Raw genomic sequence first — 15,990 nt, forward strand, 5'->3', positions numbered from 1 at the left:
TTGGCTTTGGGCTCTCAAACCATCAAATGGGGGGCCTGTTGGGCGTGGGGGGCGGGCGGTCTGTCGCCCCCAAAGCCCCGCGGGCCGGGCGGCGGCGGCGCTTCTAGAAAGATCGAAGTAGGCACTCGCTTGCGCTCTGCCCGCTGACACCTTGTGGTTCCTCCTGCGGGTCCAGCGGACCACCATGGGTGTCGCCAGTTCTGGTGGTCACGCGCCTCCATTTGCGATCTCGTGTCAGTGAGTGCACCGCAGCACCCTCTCTGCTAGCCTGAAAAAGCCATGGGGGTTGGTGGATGTGGCGCAAGCCCGTTGAAATGACGTAGGATTTGCTACTTAAGCCGATCCGAACCATTTCCCGAGACCACACCCACCATGAACGATCTTGCGCTGCCGCTGAGCGGTTTGTCATCAGTCGGCGGCAAGTCCGTCGTCGCCGGTTTCGACGGCGGCATGCTGTCGTCCAACAGCGGCGTTTGGCCTAGGCCGAGATGGAAAAGCGGTTGCGGGTGGCCGAGCGTCTGGCGCGTTGCATCGACGATCCGCGCTGCCCGGACCAGGTCGTCCACAGCCTGGCGGACATGATCGGCTTTCGCATGAAGATGATCGCCGCCGGCTACGAGGACGGCAACGACGCCAACCGGCTGCGCCGCGATCCGGTCTTCAAGACGGCCCAGGATGCGCTGCCGTCGGGTCGGGATCTGGCGTCGCAATCGACGCTGTGCCGGCTGGAGAACCTACCCGGGGTGCGGGAGCTGGTCGCGATGGGACGGGCGATGGTCGATCTCTATTGCGCCTCGTTCCGGCAAGTGCCGAAGCGGATCGTACTCGACATTGACGACACCTTCGACGCTGTGCACGGAGGCCAACAGCTTCGCCTGTTCAATGCCCACCATGACAAGTACGGCTTCCAGCCGATCGTCGTATTCGATGGTGCGGGACGGTTCGTCAGCGCGATCCTCCGACCGGCCAAGCGGCCGAGTGGGGCTGAGATCCGCCCCCACCTGCGCCGTCTGGTGCGGGCGATCCAGATCAACTGGCCGAACATTCGAATCCTGCTCCGCGGCGATAGCCATTATTGCAACCCGCAGGTCATCGACTGGTGCCGCGCCAACGATGTCGACTTCATCTTTGGCCTCGCGCCCACCACGACCCTGCGCAAGCATGTCGCGGATCTGGAGGCCAGCACGACCGCGCGCTTCGAAGCGTCGGCCAAGACAGGCAAGGTCCGCAGGTTCAAGAAGTTCGTTGACGGCGCCGCTAGTTGGAGCCGCGTCGAGCGCATCATCGCGCGGGTCGAGGTCGGCGCCCACGGTGGCGATATCCGCTTCGTCGTCACCAACGTTGCCGGTGGGAAGGCGAAGGCGCTCTACGAGGATGTCTACTGCCGGCGCGGCGCGGCCGAGAACCACATCAAGTCGTGGAAGGCGCATCTTGCCGCCGACCGCACATCCTGCACCAGAGCGACGGCCAACCAGTTCCGGCTATTCCTGCATGCCGGTGCTTACTGGTTGATGTGGGGCTTGCGCGCCGCGATGCCGAGGCTCTCGAGCTTTGCCGTCGCCCAATTCGACACGCTGCGATTGCGCCTCATCAAAATCGCTGCGCGGGTGGTCGAGATGAAATCGCAAATCCGCCTGCACCTGCCGACATTCTGCCCCGGCCAGCGTATTCTGCGCATCGTCCCGATCGCATCCCCCAACTCGCGACATAAAGATGGGGCGCAGACGCCCCGAACCGAACCGCCGACCGGAACCTGCGAACCCCCGCCTGCCATCACGCCGGAGCAATCCCGGCGCATGACGAGGCGCGTGGAAAAGCACCGCAACGGCGACCACAGCGTCGCTTCAGGCCGTCAAAGCTTATCGCCGTGCATCAAGGCGGCTAGATGGCAACGAGGCTTATGCCGCCCGAGCATCGCAGCTAAGTATGCATGAGGGGTCGTCCCTTCAAAATACTTGATACATTTGCGCTTGCGTAGCTCCTTGCATGCGCTCGATGCCAGGAGGAGACCTCTGTTCTAAACGCTCGCATCGATGCAACGCCGTTGACACCACCATCGCGGCGACCGCTTTGCCGCGGCCGCCGCAGCCCTTTTCGAGCATGACGATCATGCCGGCGCCATCGCAGTGATGCACTTGCAAATTCAGAGATGCATTCTGGCCAAATGCTAGGTGCCCAGCATATGTCCGGCGTCCCGCAACGCCGCTACGAAGAGACGGGCATTGCCGCTGGCATCCATCTTGGCCTGCATCGACAGGGGCATCCTGTGCCAGCTCTCCAAGGCCGCAATGTAATGTGAGAACATACCGTTAACGATGCAATAGTGGGTAACTAGGCCGTGTCCGTCTAACGCCAGCACGCCGAACTGGCCGCCGTGATATCGGATGGCTGCGACCCGCTGGACCTGCGCGTCACCGTCGATCCGCACGTCGAAAAGCAGGCTGCCGCGGCTCCTGGTGGCTATCTCGGCGGCTTTTTCAGCGAAGCTCAACGAGAGCGAGCGGACGCTTTCGACTGCCATCTGTAAAACCATCAAGTTCAGTTCATCCACTGCCATAAGGTACCTGTGCGCAAGACATGGGTGATTGCAATCGACCACACCGCTTGTTCACAGATGTCGGCTCACGACCGGTTATTCAGGGTTCGCCGGTCATCCATCGAGGGCGCGCTCATCAAAATGATCCTGAAGTGGAATGCGCTGCATCTACGAAACGCGAGGAGCAGGCCAGCCAAAGCTGTCGCGACAATTGACCTCATAATCCATCCCGATATCTGGATTTCGGCATCGCTGAACATCCCTGGTAAGTGAGCTGTTTGCGGCAAGCCCATCTCGGCTTTCTACCCCGAAACCGTTGCAATGGCGTCGCTCGGCGCTCGGGACCGCCAGGCTCTGCTCGTCGAGAACTTTGTCCCCGAGAAGCGTTCGACTTTGAGCATTCCGCTGAAGGGTGACGTCTCGCCAGTCCGTGTCCTTGCAGCTCACCGCGAGGGCTTTTTGCGCATCGCACGCAAGCGCACGAACTGGTCTCCGTTCACTTCACAAAATGGTTTTCCTGAAGTACTGGAGCGCAGAGAAATCTCCGGTCGCAGCCTACCCGGTTAAAACAAGGACCCAACGATGAAGACTCTCGTCGTCTGCTCCGGCGGATTGGATTCCGTTACTCTTGCCCACAAGGTGGCAGCGGAGCACCAGCTTACCGGCCTGCTATCGTTCGATTACGGCCAACGGCATAGGAAGGAATTGGGCTTCGCCACCCTCTGCGCGGAGCGCCTGAGTGTCCCGCAGCGAATCATCGATATCCACGAGATCGGCGGCGGCCTTTCCGGCTCCGCGCTGACCGACAATGTGGACGTGCCCGACGGGCACTATGCCGAAGACACTATGAAGATAACGGTGGTGCCCAACCGGAACGCCATCATGTTGGCCATTGCCTTCGGCCTCGCCGCAGCGCAAGACGCTGACGCAGTGGCGACGGCCGTGCATGGTGGGGATCACGTTGTCTATCCCGATTGCCGTCCGGCCTTCATCGACGCTTTCCAGATGATGCAGGACCACGCGCTCGACGGCTACGCGCAGATTCGCCTTTATGCACCCTATGTGAACCTGACGAAGGCGGACATTGTTACGGATGGAGCCACATACGGCACGCCGTTTGCGCAGACCTGGTCCTGTTACAAGGGCGCCGAGCGTCATTGCGGGAGGTGCGGGACCTGCGTCGAGCGGCGTGAGGCGTTTCACATCGCTGGGCACCCGGACCCAACCGAGTATGAGGACTCCGACTTCTGGCTCGGAGCGCTGCGAAGGACCACCGCGTAATGTTCCGCATCACCAAGGAATTCCACTTCTCAGCCTCGCATCAGCTCACCTCATTGCCACCCGATCACCAATGCGCGCGCCTGCACGGACATAACTACATCGTCGAAGTGGAGCTTTCAGCGGATGGACTGGACGATCACGGCTTCGTGCGCGACTACCACGACTTGGCGCCATTCAAACGCTACATCGACGAGAGCTTCGACCACCGGCATCTCAACGACGTGCTGGGACACGAGCAAGTCACGGCGGAATATCTGGCCAGACATTTCTACGACTGGTGCAAGGCACGCCTGAGCGAAACCGCGGCCGTGCGGGTGAGCGAAACGCCGAAAACCTGGGCGGAATACCGGCCATGACGAATACTCATCCCGCAATCCGCGTTAGCGAGATTTTCGGGCCGACGATCCAGGGCGAGGGCGTGCTCATAGGTTTGCCGACGATCTTCGTCAGAACCGGCGGGTGTGACTATCGCTGTTCCTGGTGCGACAGCCTCCATGCTGTGGACAATCAATTCCGCCATGAATGGGAGATGATGTCCGTTGGCGCGGTGTGGAAAAATGTGCTTGCCCTTTCCGGTGGCCGCCCGCTGATGGTGTCGCTATCAGGCGGCAATCCGGCCATCCAGCCGCTCGGCGCGCTCATCGACCGGGGCCATGGTGACGGTTACCGTTTTGCGCTGGAAACCCAAGGGTCGCTTGCCAGGGACTGGTTTGCGCAGCTTGACGTGCTGATCCTCAGCCCAAAGCCGCCGTCAAGCCAAATGACGACAGATTGGGCCGCTGTCGAGGCGTGCCTCCAGGCGGCACAAGGCAAGCCCCAAGTCGTGCTCAAGCTCATTGTTTTCGACGAAAGGGACTACACCTACGCGAAAGACGCCGCTGCGCAATTTCCGCAACTTCCGATCTATCTGCAGCCCGGCAATCACACGCCGCCACACCCCACAAATGATGACGCGCCTGTCGACCTTGACGGAATATTGAAGCGCATGGAGTGGCTGGTTGACAGCGTGACCCGCGACAGATGGTTCGAGGCCCGCGTGCTACCGCAGCTGCACGTTGTGCTCTGGGGTAACAAGAGAGCCGTCTAGCCCAGGCCCTTTCCACTGGAACTGCGCCGGCAGAATTCGGGTGAACGGGTGGTTCAGGTCGAAGGGAGCTGTCGCCGACAACCATGATCCGACAGGCAGGGCTCGAGCGGACGATATCGTCGCTGCGCCAAGACGCGTCTGGTCCGCTCAGAATCTTGTCTCGATAGACGGTCGCCGATCAACAAACGTACCGCGGTCCATGATCGACTGAGAGGCATGACCATTCCTCTGAGTGCTCAGACTGCCGCCGAGTGCCTGGCCGTTCCAGCTTCGAAATATTTGTCGAACCTGGCCGCGATGCTTCGGACGAAAGGGCGACTTTCAGCCGGCACAACGAATCTGTCGCCATCAAGTTCAAGCAATCGAACCGGATCGTGGAGGGCCATGGAACTTGACTGAAGGAGGAGCCTCTGGCCGGCCTCGCCGAAGCGTTCCACCAGATCGATGGCCGAGAAGGCGAAGTCGCACATCAAACGTTCGATGATCCAGCCGCGAACGCGGTCGTCGTTGGAAAGTGCGATACCCCGAACAGCGGCCAGCCCGCCGTCATCCACCGTGCATCGATATTCGCTGGTCGAAAGCATGTTCTGCGCATAGCCCTGCCGAAACTGGCTGATGGACGATGGGCCTAACCCAATCAAGGTTTCGCAACAATCGTCGGTGTAACCCTGAAAGTTCCGGTGCAGTGTTCCGGCGCGGGCGGCAAGGGCCAGGGCATCGCCGGGTTTGGCGAAATGGTCGAGGCCGATTGCTTCGTACCCTTGGTCCACGATCGCCCGCGCCGCCAGTTGCGATTGAGCAAATCTCTCCGCGGGACCGGGCAGCCATGCCTCGTCGATCATCGTCTGGTGTTTCTTGAACCACGGCACATGGGCGTAGCCAAAAAGCGCTATCCTGTCCGGCTCCAGGGTCAGTGCCTGCGCGACCGTTGAGGAAACGCTCGCCCTGGTTTGGTGCGGCAGGCCGTAGAGCAGGTCTAGATTGACGGATTCGACGCCGCGCGAACGAACACCGTCGACTACCGCTTTGGTCTGCAAAAAGCTCTGCTCGCGGTTGATTGCCTTCTGAACCTTCGGATCGAAGTCCTGGACGCCGAGGCTCGCACGGGTCATGCCGATTTCGGCAAGCGCATCGAGGCGGGCATCGTCCATATCGTTGGGTTCGATTTCAACGCTGATCGTGGCGCCGGGAAGAAAGCCGAAGCTGTTGCGCAGGGCGGTTCCCAGCGCCACCATATCTTCGGGTTTGAGCATGGTCGGCGAACCGCCACCGAAATGGACGGCACGGACGCGACCCTTGCCTGCGACAAGACTGGCGACGGTGGCGATCTCGGCATGCAGTGAGCGCAGATATGTGGTCACCGGTTCGTAATGGCGTGTCTGCTTGGTATGGCAGGCACAGAACCAGCAAAGCTTGTCGCAGTATGGGATGTGCAGATAGAGCGAGATTTCGTCGCCCTCGTCGAGCCGCTGTAGCCAGCCACGACAAACGGTAGCGTCAACGCTTGCATTGAAATGCGGCGCGGTCGGGTAGCTCGTGTAGCGCGGGACGTTCTCGCCAAATCTGGCAACTAGCTTTTGTCGCATGTCGTGGTCCACCGTGTTTGCGTCGCCCGAACTGTGGATGCTTGGATGAGCCTAAGCCCTGATTTCGATCAACCTTCAGCACGGACAAACTGCCGCAAGGATTTTTCTACCGTGGATGCTATCCTGCCCGCACGGACCGTTAGAGCGATCGAATGACATTACGGCAGGATATTCACAGTTCCGGCATCCCCGTTCTTTGCCTGTCTTGCGAGGCACGGCGCCGCGGTGTCTGTGGCGCGCTAGAGCCAGACCATTTGGCTCAGCTCGCCAAGACGTCGTCGCGGCACAATATCGAGCCGGGGGTCGAACTGATCGGCGACGCCGAGGCGGTCGACTGTTATTCGAACGTGCTTTCAGGCGTGGTGAAGCTCACGAAGAGCCTGTCAGATGGACGCCAACAGATTGTCGGCCTGCAGTTCGCCCCGGATTTTCTGGGTCGGCCCTTCAAGATGAAAAGTGCGATCAATGCGGAAGCGGCAACAGCTGTCTCGCTATGCTCGTTTCCCAGAGCGGCCATCGAACGGATGATGAAGCAGTCACCCGAATTTGTGCATCGCCTGCTCAAGCAGGCGCTGAACGAACTTGACGAGGCACGCGAATGGATGGTGACTCTGGGGCGCAAGACCGCACCAGAGAAGGTGGCGAGCTTTCTCCTCATGATTGCCCGGAACATCGACTCCAATGTTGACCCGACGGCTAGCTCGACGTGCTTCGAGCTGCCGATGACGCGTGCCGACATTTCTGATTTCCTTGGAATCACAAACGAGACCGTGAGCCGTCAGCTGACCAGCCTGAGAATGGACGGCGTGATTCGGATCGAGAACAACCGCCGCGTCACCGTGGACAGCATGAGCCGGCTGGAACGGCGCTGCGGCGGCCGAGGCGCTACAGCCGTTTGAATGACGCAGAAGCTGCATGGCCCCCGTCACTTACTTCATTCGGGGCAGGGCATGCTCGCGTTGGGCTCAGAAGAAGTCGCGTAGCGACAGCCCGTTCTCCATCCGATCGTATGCGCCAGTTGCCTTTCGGCTCGTCGGCGAAGCATCCACACTTGGCCGAAGTCAATACGCCTCATCCGCAGGGGAAAATCGCCGTCTCCCCAAGCCATGAATGTCACGACGGCAGCGTAACGCTGGCGCTGGCTGTTCCAAGGCATTGAACGCGGGTTCGGTAAGGCGTCGACGTGCTTTCCAGCGTCGCAGAAGGTGCGCTCCCCCACACGCCCGCGGTCGCCTCCGCACCCGGGGCCCGACCGGGGACGCCAGGCCCCATCCATAAACGGGCGGCCGGTGGTGCGCTTCCACATTCGATCGTCGCAGTCTGATCGCACCGAACTCGATGCTGCTCGAGCAAAATGGTGCGGCTCTGACATGGATCAGGGCGAGCAGGCGACGGCTGCGCAATAAGGCACCGCGGTTTGGCATCCGCCGAAATTGGAAATCGGGGCTTGCGATGAAATTCGGCAAAGAAATCGTGCTTCTAAGCCTGTTCGCATTCGCGGCTTTGGTGGCGGCTGGCGCTGGGGTGGATGAACCCTTTCGCCAGCATATGTGGGTCTTGTTCTTCGCCTTGGCTGGCTTCACTGCGATCCTACTGCGTAACACTGAGTTCAAGCCTGCCGCTCCGATCGACCCGTCCGCCTACATGGATGGTCCAATCCGCTACGGCGCCATCGCCACCATGTTCTGGGGTGTGGTTGGCATGCTGGTCGGGGTGGTCATCGCGCTGCAGCTTGCCTATCCCGATCTCAACATCCAGCCCTGGTTCAACTTCGGCCGCTTGCGGCCTCTGCACACCTCGGGCGTCGCCTTCGCCTTCGGCGGCAACGCGTTGCTTTGCACGTCTCTCTATGTCGTCCAACGCACATGCCGCGCCCGGCTGTTCGGTGGCGATCTCGCCTGGTTCGTGTTCTGGGGCTACCAGCTCTTCATCGTCATGGCCGCGACAGGTTATCTGCTCGGCATCACCGAGAGCCGCGAATATGCGGAACCCGAATGGTATGTCGACATCTGGCTGACCATCGTCTGGGTCGGCTACCTGATCCTGTTTCTGGGCACCATCCTGAAGCGCAAGGAACCGCACATCTACGTCGCCAACTGGTTCTACCTTTCCTTCATCGTGACCATCGCGATGCTGCATGTGATCAACAACCTGTCGATGCCGGCCTCCTTTCTCGGCTCCAAGAGCTATTCCGCATTTTCCGGAGTCCAGGACGCCCTGACGCAGTGGTGGTACGGCCACAATGCCGTCGGGTTCTTCCTCACCGCCGGCTTCCTCGGCATGATGTATTATTTCGTGCCCAAGCAGGCAAACCGGCCGGTCTATTCCTACCGTCTGTCGATCGTCCATTTCTGGGCAATCATCTTTCTCTACATCTGGGCTGGGCCCCATCATCTGCACTACACGGCCTTGCCCGACTGGGCGCAGACGCTTGGCATGGTGTTCTCGATCATGCTGTGGATGCCGTCATGGGGCGGCATGATCAACGGCCTGATGACGCTGTCGGGCGCCTGGGACAAGCTGCGCACTGACCCGATCATCCGCATGATGGTGATGGCCATCGCCTTCTACGGCATGTCCACCTTCGAGGGCCCGATGATGTCGATCAAGACGGTCAATTCTCTGTCGCACTATACCGACTGGACCATTGGCCACGTTCACTCCGGTGCGCTCGGCTGGGTCGGCATGATCTCGTTTGGCGCAATCTACTTTATGGTGCCGAAGCTGTGGAACCGTGAACGGCTCTACTCGCTTCGCCTCGTTACCTGGCACTTCTGGCTGGCGACGCTTGGCATCGTTGTCTACGCCGCTGTCATGTGGGTGTCCGGCATCATGCAGGGCCTGATGTGGCGCGAATACGACGAGCAGGGCTTCCTGGTCTACTCCTTCGCCGAAACTGTGGCCGCTATGCACCCTTATTACATCATGCGCGCCATCGGTGGGGCCATGTACCTCTCCGGCACCCTGATCATGGCCTGGAACATCGCCATGACCATCCTCGGCTACCGGCGCGAGCAGGATCCGATGCCGCGCTCCACCCCCGCCCTCCAGCTTGCGCGATGATGAGACAGAAAATGAGGTTGATGAACAGACACGCGGTCATCGAGAAGAACGCTACACTTCTCCTCCTCGGGTCGCTGCTGGTCGTGACAATCGGCGGCATCGTCGAGATCGCGCCGCTCTTCTATCTCGATAATACGATCGAGAAGGTGGAAGGCATGCGCCCCTACTCGCCGCTCGAACTTGCCGGGCGAAACATCTATGTCCGCGAGGGCTGCTACCTCTGCCACAGCCAGATGATCAGGCCGTTCCGTGACGAGGTCGAGCGCTACGGCCACTACAGCCTGGCGGCCGAGTCGATATACGACCACCCCTTCCAGTGGGGATCGAAGCGCACCGGACCGGATCTCGCCCGCGTTGGCGACCGGTATTCCAACCTGTGGCACGTGGATCACCTGACAGATCCACGGTCCGTGGTGCCGGAATCGATCATGCCGAGCTATGCCTTCCTGAAGGACAAGCCGATCGCGGTGAAGGACTTCTCGACGCATCTGGTCGCCAACAGGCGCGTCGGCGTCCCTTACTCCGACGACATGATCGCCAACGCCAATGCCGATTTGATGGCGCAGGCTGATCCCAACGCTGACACATCCGGCCTCGAGGCCCGCTACCCCAAGGCCAAGATCGGCGACTTCGACGGCTACCCGCAGCAAGTCACCGAAATGGACGCGCTGGTTTCTTATCTCCAGATGCTGGGCACGCTGGTCGATTTCAAGAACTACGATGAGACCGCCGGCTACCGCTGAGGACAATGGCCATGACGTACAATTTCATGCGGGAGTTTGCCGACAGCTGGGGCCTACTTGCCATGGCTCTTTTCTTCATCGGATCCGTTGCCTTTGCAGTTCGTCCCGGAAGCCGCAGGCAAGCCGGCGAAGCAGCTCAAATTCCTCTGAAGGAGGACTGATCATGAGCAGCGATCACATCGACGAGGTTTCCGGCATCTCAACCACCGGTCATGAGTGGGACGGCATCCGGGAGCTCAACAACCCGCTTCCGCGCTGGTGGATCTGGACGTTCTACATCACCATAGTCTGGGCGATCGGCTACACCATCGCCTATCCGGCATGGCCTCTGCTGCACACGGCAACCAAGGGGGTGCTCGGCTACTCCAGCCGCAACGATGTCGGGAACGATTTGTCCGCGGCTGAAGCGGCCAAGGGCAAATATGTCGCCGCGATAGAAGCGAAAAGTGTTTCGGAGATCGCGGCGGACGACACGCTGCGCAAATTCGCCGTCGCCGCCGGCGGTGCCGCGTTCAAGCTCAATTGCGTGCAGTGCCATGGTTCCGGCGCCCAGGGCTCCAAGGGCTTCCCCAACCTTAACGACGACGACTGGCTGTGGGGCGGCAAGGCGGACCAGATCCAGCAGACGATCACCCATGGCATTCGCTTCGCCACCGATCCGGATACGCGCCTGTCGGAAATGCCCGCCTTTGCCGACATCATCACCGCCGACCAGATCAAACAGGTCAGCGCCTACGTCGCCAGTCTGTCGGGGGCCGTCGTCAATCAAGCATTGGTCGCGCCGGGCGCAGAGGTCTTTGCCGAAAACTGCGTGGCCTGTCATGGCGACAATGCAAAAGGCAACAAGGAACTCGGCGCTCCAGATCTGACCGACGCCATCTGGCTCTACGGGTCAGGCGAAGCGGCCATCGCCGCCCAGGTAACCGCACCGAAACACGGCGTGATGCCGGCTTGGGGCGCGCGCCTCGGCGAGATCAAAGTCAAGGAACTGACGGTCTACATCCATTCGCTTGGCGGCGGAGAATAGGAAAGCAGCCTATTCTCGTCCTCCCCCTCCCGCCAAGCGACGAGGCCCGGCGCAAGCCGGGCCTCGGCATCATCCAGAACCGATGAGTCGGCTTCCGGCGAAATCGTCGCTGGTGACTGGAGCTTCTCGTGCTCGATAACACGCAAATAGAACGGATCGAACCCACGACGGTCAACTCCGCCAAGGTGCGCCAGCCAATGTATGCCGCGCGCAGGAAGATCTTCCCGAAGCGGGCCTCGGGCAGCTTTCGCCGATTCAAATGGATCGTGATGGCGATCACGCTCGGCATCTACTATCTGACGCCGTGGCTGCGCTGGGACCGCGGTCCGTTTGCCCCCGACCAGGCGGTGCTGCTCGATGTCGTCAACCGGCGCTTCTACTTCTTCTTCATCGAGATATGGCCCCAGGAATTCTACTATGTCGCCGGCCTTCTGGTCATGGCCGGCGTCGGTCTTTTCCTGATCACGTCGACTGTTGGCCGTGCCTGGTGTGGCTACACATGCCCACAGACCGTATGGGTCGATCTGTTCCTGGTCGTCGAGCGCGCGATCGAGGGCGACCGCAACGCACGCATCAAGCTCGATGCCGGTCCCTGGACCACCCGCAAGCTTGTGCTGCGGGCATCGAAACACGTCATCTGGCTGGTCATAGCCGCAGCGACTGGTGGCGCATGGATCTTCTATTTCGCCGATGCGCCGACGCTGCTCGGCGAATTCTTCACCGGCACGGCAGCGCCTGTCGCCTACATCACCGTCGCAGTCCTGACGGCGACGACCTACACGTTTGGCGGGCTGATGCGCGAACAGGTCTGCACCTATATGTGCCCATGGCCGCGCATCCAGGCAGCCATGCTCGACGAGAGCTCGCTCACCGTCACCTACAATGACTGGCGCGGCGAACCGCGCACGCGTCACGCCAAGAAGGTTCTTGCCGCAGGGCATCCCGTCGGCGATTGCGTCGACTGCAATGCCTGTGTCGCCGTCTGTCCGATGGGGATCGACATACGCGACGGTCAGCAACTCGAATGCATCACCTGCGCGCTCTGCATCGATGCCTGCGACGGCGTCATGGACAAGCTCGGCAAAGCGCGAGGACTGATCTCCTACGCGACGCTCTCCGACTACAACGCCAACATGATGCTGGCCACCGCAGGCGGCCCCAGCTCGGTCGATCCATCACTGGTCAGGACGGATGACGGCCTGTTTTCGGACAGGGTGGCGCATTTCCATATCCGCAAGATCTTTCGGCCACGAACCTATGTCTACATGGCCATGTGGTCGCTGATCGGGCTGGGCCTGCTCTTTTCGCTGCTGACGCGCGACCGGCTCGAAATCAATGTCCTACACGACCGCAACCCGCAATTCGTGACGCTCTCGGACGGCTCGATCCGCAATGGCTATACCGTCAAGCTCTTGAACATGATCCCCGAACCGAGAACGATTATCGTCACCCTCGGGGGTTTGCCAGGCGCGGAGATGAGCATCGTTGGCGTCCATCTCCCCGCCGATCGCTCCTTTGCAGTCCAGGTCGAACCCGACCGGCTGAAGATGCTGAAAATTTTCGTGCGCGTGCCTGCCGATCAGATCCACGGCGAAGCGCAGACCTTCACATTCCGGGTCGAAGACAAGGTCAGCTTCGAGTCCAACGAATACACCGCCACCTTCAACGCACCGGAGATCGCCAGATGAACGCCACCACGCGAAAACCCCGCGAGTTCACCGGCAGGCACATGTTGACCACCATCCTTGCCTTTTTCGGCGTGGTCATCGCGGTCAATCTGACGATGGCGACGCTTGCCAACACAAGCTGGACCGGCCTTGTCGTCGAAAACACCTATGTGGCGAGCCAGCAGTTCAACAAGAAGGCCGAGGAAGGCCGTGCGCAGGCAGCGCTTGGCTGGACCGGCCAGTTGACCATCGCATGGGACGAAGTCCGCTATGGCATCATCGACGCCGCGGGCAAACCGGTTTCCCTGCATGGCGTGAAGGTGCTGTTTCGCCATCCGGCTTACGAGAAAGAGGATGAGTCCGTCACGCTCGTCCTCGTCTCTGGCCAGGAGTTTGCAGCACAACACGTGCCAAGGGACGGAGTGTGGATTGTCGAAATCGACGCCGATGCCGGCCTGGCAAAACCTTATCGCGACGTGCGCAGGGTCATGATTTCCAATGGAGCGCTAAAATGAGCTGCTGTGCACCGGGCGCGGAAGTCGCGCTGGATCTTGTCAGCGCCACTTCAGTTCTGCCGTCCAGCCAGGAGGTCAGGCTGGCCAGCCGATCGCTTGGCGACGACCTTCATCAGACCGACCTTTCGGTGCCGACCGTTCATTGCGGCGCCTGCATCCAGACGATCGAGACGGCCTTGGGAAAACTCGGTCACGTCGAGGCAGCTCGCGTGAACCTGTCAACCAAGCGGGTCTCAGTCCGCTGGCGCGGCGACGAGGCTCCACCTTTGGTCGCTGTGCTCGGCCGGCTCGGCTATCAGGCGCATTTGTTCGAAGCCGAGATTGATGCAAAGGACAAGGTGCTTTCGGAGCTTATCCGCGCCGTCGCTGTTGCCGGCTTTGCTGCGGGCAACATCATGCTGCTCTCGGTGTCGGTCTGGTCCGGCGCCGAGGGCGCCACCCGCGACCTGTTCCACTGGGTCTCGGCCCTGATCGCCATTCCTGCGCTGGCCTTCGCCGGCGGCATCTTCTTCAAGGCGGCGTGGAATGCGCTGCGCCACGGCCACATGAACATGGACGTGCCGATAGCCGTCGGCGTGTCGCTGGCCTACGCCATGAGCCTCTATGAGACGATCACCCATGGCGACCACGCCTATTTCGACGCATCGGTATCCCTGCTGTTCTTTCTCCTGATCGGTCGCACGCTCGATCACGTGATGCGGGAACGCGCGCGGACCGCGGTAAAGAACCTGTCACAGTTGGCCGCACGCGGTGCCATGGTGCTGCGCGGCGATGGCGCTCGGGACTATCTGCCGGTGGGCGAAATCGAACCGGGGATGCAACTGCTCATTGCAGCCGGCGAGAGAATCCCCGTCGACAGCACGATCGTTCATGGGGCGTCGGATCTTGACTGCTCACTGGTCACTGGCGAGAGCACGCCGCGAAACGTCGCGCCAGGGGAGATTGTGCAGGCCGGTGTCCTCAACCTCACCGGTCCGCTGACGATTGAGGCGACAGCGGCCGCCAAGGATTCATTCCTGGCGGAAATGGTTCGGTTGATGGAGGCCGCCGAAGGTGGTCGCGCCCGGTATCGCCGTATCGCCGACCGCGTGTCGGCACTCTACGCGCCCGTGGTTCATCTCACCGCCTTGGCAACCTTCCTGGGCTGGATGGCGGTGACTGGCGACTGGCACCGGGCGATGACGATCGCCATCGCTGTTCTCATCATCACATGCCCGTGCGCGCTTGGCCTCGCCGTCCCAATCGTTCAGGTAGTCGCCGCGCGGCGCCTGTTCGAGAACGGCATCATGGTCAAGGATGGCTCGGCCATGGAGCGCCTGGCGACGATCGATACAGCCGTGTTCGACAAGACCGGGACGCTCACGCTTGGGAAGCCACGGCTCGTCAACGCAGCTTCGATTGATCCCGCCATGCTGGCAATCGCTGCCGACCTGGCCGCGCATTCGCGTCATCCATATTCAAAGGCCATTGCCAGCTTTTCCGTCAGCAGCAGCCAGCACAAATTCGACGCGGTGACCGAGCACCCGGGTTTCGGGATCGAAGCCACAGCCGCCGGTATCACCTGGCGGCTGGGTAGACGCGGATGGGCTGGCTGGAAGGCTCGAACCGGCGGCGAAGGCAAACATGGCTACGGCGGAACAGTCCTGACGAAAAACGGCATGATTGTCGCATCCTTCGTTTTCGAGGATGCGCTGCGCCTCGACACCAGGGCAGCGATCGATCAACTGCGCAACGCTGGTATGTGCGTGGAAATGCTGTCGGGCGATACTGCGAAAGCCTGCGCCGAGGTTGCCGACATGCTTGGTGTCGATGACTTCGTTCCCTGCCTGCTACCGTCCGGCAAGGTTGAACGCATCGAGAGCCTGGCGAGAGACGGGCACAAGGTTTTGATGGTTGGCGACGGGCTCAACGACACACCAGCGCTGAGCGCCGCGCATGTCTCGATCGCACCCGCCACGGCGGCCGACATTGGCCGCAATGCAGCCGACTTCGTTTTTCTGCGCGAAAGCCTCTTGGCGATCCCGCTGGCGCTGGACGTGTCGCGCAAGGCGGGAAGCCTGATCCGACAGAACATAACAATTGCGATCGTTTACAATGCTGTGGCCGTGCCGATCGCCATTCTGGGTCATGTTACGCCTCTCATCGCGGCGGTCGCGATGTCTGCCTCGTCATTGCTTGTGATTGGAAATGCCATGCGTCTGCAAGGCTTCGCAACGGCTGCGTCGTCCGAAACTGCGCGGCAGGACAGGCCCGCGCGGGCCGGCGCCTTGGCCCAATCCTCATGACGACGCTCGCCTATCTCATTCCGGTGGCGCTATTCCTTGGCGCACTCGGCCTGTCCGGCTTCCTGTGGGCGTTGAGAAGCGGCCAGTACGACGATCTCGATGGCGCGGCGGAGCGCATTCTTATCGACCGCGATAGAATCCTCCTCGTTCCAAGTGACTCAGATCAACGCGCCGCGGGTCGGGATGTCCTATCGTCGTCA

15 protein-coding genes and 2 pseudogenes are annotated in these 15,990 nt (G+C 61.0%); 14 read left to right on the top strand and 3 right to left on the bottom strand.

Features of this window, described 5'->3' with window-relative positions:
• Positions 1–372: 372 nt before the first annotated feature.
• Positions 373–1,711 (top strand): annotated as a pseudogene (locus NKI06_RS22160) (IS1380 family transposase).
• Positions 1,712–1,946: 235 nt separating this feature from the next.
• Here NKI06_RS22160 and NKI06_RS22165 read toward each other — a convergent pair.
• Both NKI06_RS22165 and NKI06_RS22170 read right to left on the bottom strand, forming a co-directional pair.
• Positions 1,947–2,111 (bottom strand): hypothetical protein, encoded by a 165-nt coding sequence (locus NKI06_RS22165; RefSeq protein ID WP_352544215.1) that lies wholly within the window; start codon positions 2,109–2,111, stop codon positions 1,947–1,949.
• A gap of 56 nt (positions 2,112–2,167) precedes the next feature.
• Complete coding sequence (locus NKI06_RS22170; protein ID WP_352987166.1) at positions 2,168–2,557, bottom strand: hypothetical protein; 390 nt, start codon at positions 2,555–2,557, stop codon at positions 2,168–2,170.
• A gap of 300 nt (positions 2,558–2,857) precedes the next feature.
• Here NKI06_RS22170 and NKI06_RS22175 point away from each other — a divergent pair, with 300 nt between their 5' ends.
• From NKI06_RS22175 to queE, 4 genes are read left to right on the top strand one after another with little or no spacing between them, the layout of a single operon-like run.
• Positions 2,858–3,103: a hypothetical protein gene (locus NKI06_RS22175; protein WP_352559082.1), complete on the top strand. Its 246-nt coding sequence runs from the start codon at positions 2,858–2,860 to the stop codon at positions 3,101–3,103.
• A gap of 15 nt (positions 3,104–3,118) precedes the next feature.
• Positions 3,119–3,817 carry a 7-cyano-7-deazaguanine synthase QueC gene (queC, locus tag NKI06_RS22180; protein WP_352515443.1) on the top strand — a complete coding sequence of 233 codons (699 nt, stop codon included), beginning with the start codon at positions 3,119–3,121 and terminating at the stop codon, positions 3,815–3,817.
• Positions 3,817–4,173 (top strand): 6-carboxytetrahydropterin synthase QueD, encoded by a 357-nt coding sequence (gene queD, locus NKI06_RS22185; protein ID WP_023673552.1) that lies wholly within the window; start codon positions 3,817–3,819, stop codon positions 4,171–4,173. Before queC ends, queD begins: the two co-directional genes overlap by 1 nt.
• Positions 4,170–4,904 (top strand): 7-carboxy-7-deazaguanine synthase QueE, encoded by a 735-nt coding sequence (gene queE, locus NKI06_RS22190; RefSeq protein WP_023713158.1) that lies wholly within the window; start codon positions 4,170–4,172, stop codon positions 4,902–4,904. The genes queD and queE overlap by 4 nt, the downstream gene beginning before the upstream one ends.
• 236 nt (positions 4,905–5,140) lie before the next feature.
• Here queE and hemN read toward each other — a convergent pair whose 3' ends face one another.
• On the bottom strand, positions 5,141–6,490 hold the full coding sequence (hemN, locus tag NKI06_RS22195; protein WP_352987196.1) for an oxygen-independent coproporphyrinogen III oxidase: 1,350 nt from the start codon (positions 6,488–6,490) through the stop codon (positions 5,141–5,143).
• Between the two features lie 152 nt (positions 6,491–6,642).
• On the opposite strand from hemN, the gene NKI06_RS22200 reads away from it, so the two are divergent.
• The 9 genes and pseudogenes from NKI06_RS22200 to ccoS all read left to right on the top strand — a co-directional run.
• Positions 6,643–7,389 (top strand): Crp/Fnr family transcriptional regulator, encoded by a 747-nt coding sequence (locus tag NKI06_RS22200; protein WP_023708062.1) that lies wholly within the window; start codon positions 6,643–6,645, stop codon positions 7,387–7,389.
• Between the two features lie 553 nt (positions 7,390–7,942).
• Positions 7,943–9,553 carry a cytochrome-c oxidase, cbb3-type subunit I gene (gene ccoN, locus NKI06_RS22205; protein ID WP_023708061.1) on the top strand — a complete coding sequence of 537 codons (1,611 nt, stop codon included), beginning with the start codon at positions 7,943–7,945 and terminating at the stop codon, positions 9,551–9,553.
• Between the two features lie 11 nt (positions 9,554–9,564).
• Positions 9,565–10,296, top strand: coding sequence for a cytochrome-c oxidase, cbb3-type subunit II (ccoO, locus tag NKI06_RS22210; RefSeq protein WP_023708060.1), 732 nt, complete (start codon positions 9,565–9,567; stop codon positions 10,294–10,296).
• Between the two features lie 11 nt (positions 10,297–10,307).
• The gene (locus tag NKI06_RS22215) at positions 10,308–10,457 is read left to right on the top strand and encodes a CcoQ/FixQ family Cbb3-type cytochrome c oxidase assembly chaperone (RefSeq protein ID WP_023690689.1); all 150 of its coding nucleotides are present in this window, start codon (positions 10,308–10,310) and stop codon (positions 10,455–10,457) included.
• 2 nt (positions 10,458–10,459) lie between these two features.
• Entirely contained in the window at positions 10,460–11,323 is an 864-nt protein-coding gene (gene ccoP / locus NKI06_RS22220; protein ID WP_023708059.1) for a cytochrome-c oxidase, cbb3-type subunit III, read from the top strand.
• 128 nt (positions 11,324–11,451) lie between these two features.
• Positions 11,452–13,011, top strand: a complete 1,560-nt coding sequence (ccoG, locus tag NKI06_RS22225) for a cytochrome c oxidase accessory protein CcoG (protein ID WP_352987170.1) — start codon at positions 11,452–11,454, stop codon at positions 13,009–13,011.
• Entirely contained in the window at positions 13,008–13,505 is a 498-nt protein-coding gene (locus tag NKI06_RS22230) for a FixH family protein (protein WP_352987172.1), read from the top strand. Before ccoG ends, NKI06_RS22230 begins: the two co-directional genes overlap by 4 nt.
• Positions 13,502–15,790: a cation-translocating P-type ATPase gene (locus tag NKI06_RS22235; protein WP_352987174.1), complete on the top strand. Its 2,289-nt coding sequence runs from the start codon at positions 13,502–13,504 to the stop codon at positions 15,788–15,790. The genes NKI06_RS22230 and NKI06_RS22235 overlap by 4 nt, the downstream gene beginning before the upstream one ends.
• A pseudogene (ccoS, locus tag NKI06_RS22240) lies at positions 15,787–15,924 on the top strand (cbb3-type cytochrome oxidase assembly protein CcoS); the annotation flags it as partial. The gene NKI06_RS22235 and the pseudogene ccoS, both read left to right, overlap by 4 nt.
• Positions 15,925–15,990: the final 66 nt, after the last annotated feature.

Source organism: Mesorhizobium sp. M0772, from assembly GCF_040320135.1.
Lineage (GTDB): Bacteria > Pseudomonadota > Alphaproteobacteria > Rhizobiales > Rhizobiaceae > Mesorhizobium.

Coding starts and splice junctions, on each gene's coding strand:
- NKI06_RS22165 (WP_352544215.1), bottom strand. CDS start 2,111: ATGATCGTCATGCTCGAAAAGGGCTGCGGCGGCCGCGGCAAAGCGGTC.
- NKI06_RS22170 (WP_352987166.1), bottom strand. CDS start 2,557: ATGGCAGTGGATGAACTGAACTTGATGGTTTTACAGATGGCAGTCGAA.
- NKI06_RS22175 (WP_352559082.1), top strand. CDS start 2,858: ATGGCGTCGCTCGGCGCTCGGGACCGCCAGGCTCTGCTCGTCGAGAAC.
- queC (WP_352515443.1), top strand. CDS start 3,119: ATGAAGACTCTCGTCGTCTGCTCCGGCGGATTGGATTCCGTTACTCTT.
- queD (WP_023673552.1), top strand. CDS start 3,817: ATGTTCCGCATCACCAAGGAATTCCACTTCTCAGCCTCGCATCAGCTC.
- queE (WP_023713158.1), top strand. CDS start 4,170: ATGACGAATACTCATCCCGCAATCCGCGTTAGCGAGATTTTCGGGCCG.
- hemN (WP_352987196.1), bottom strand. CDS start 6,490: ATGCGACAAAAGCTAGTTGCCAGATTTGGCGAGAACGTCCCGCGCTAC.
- NKI06_RS22200 (WP_023708062.1), top strand. CDS start 6,643: ATGACATTACGGCAGGATATTCACAGTTCCGGCATCCCCGTTCTTTGC.
- ccoN (WP_023708061.1), top strand. CDS start 7,943: ATGAAATTCGGCAAAGAAATCGTGCTTCTAAGCCTGTTCGCATTCGCG.
- ccoO (WP_023708060.1), top strand. CDS start 9,565: ATGAGGTTGATGAACAGACACGCGGTCATCGAGAAGAACGCTACACTT.
- NKI06_RS22215 (WP_023690689.1), top strand. CDS start 10,308: ATGACGTACAATTTCATGCGGGAGTTTGCCGACAGCTGGGGCCTACTT.
- ccoP (WP_023708059.1), top strand. CDS start 10,460: ATGAGCAGCGATCACATCGACGAGGTTTCCGGCATCTCAACCACCGGT.
- NKI06_RS22230 (WP_352987172.1), top strand. CDS start 13,008: ATGAACGCCACCACGCGAAAACCCCGCGAGTTCACCGGCAGGCACATG.
- NKI06_RS22235 (WP_352987174.1), top strand. CDS start 13,502: ATGAGCTGCTGTGCACCGGGCGCGGAAGTCGCGCTGGATCTTGTCAGC.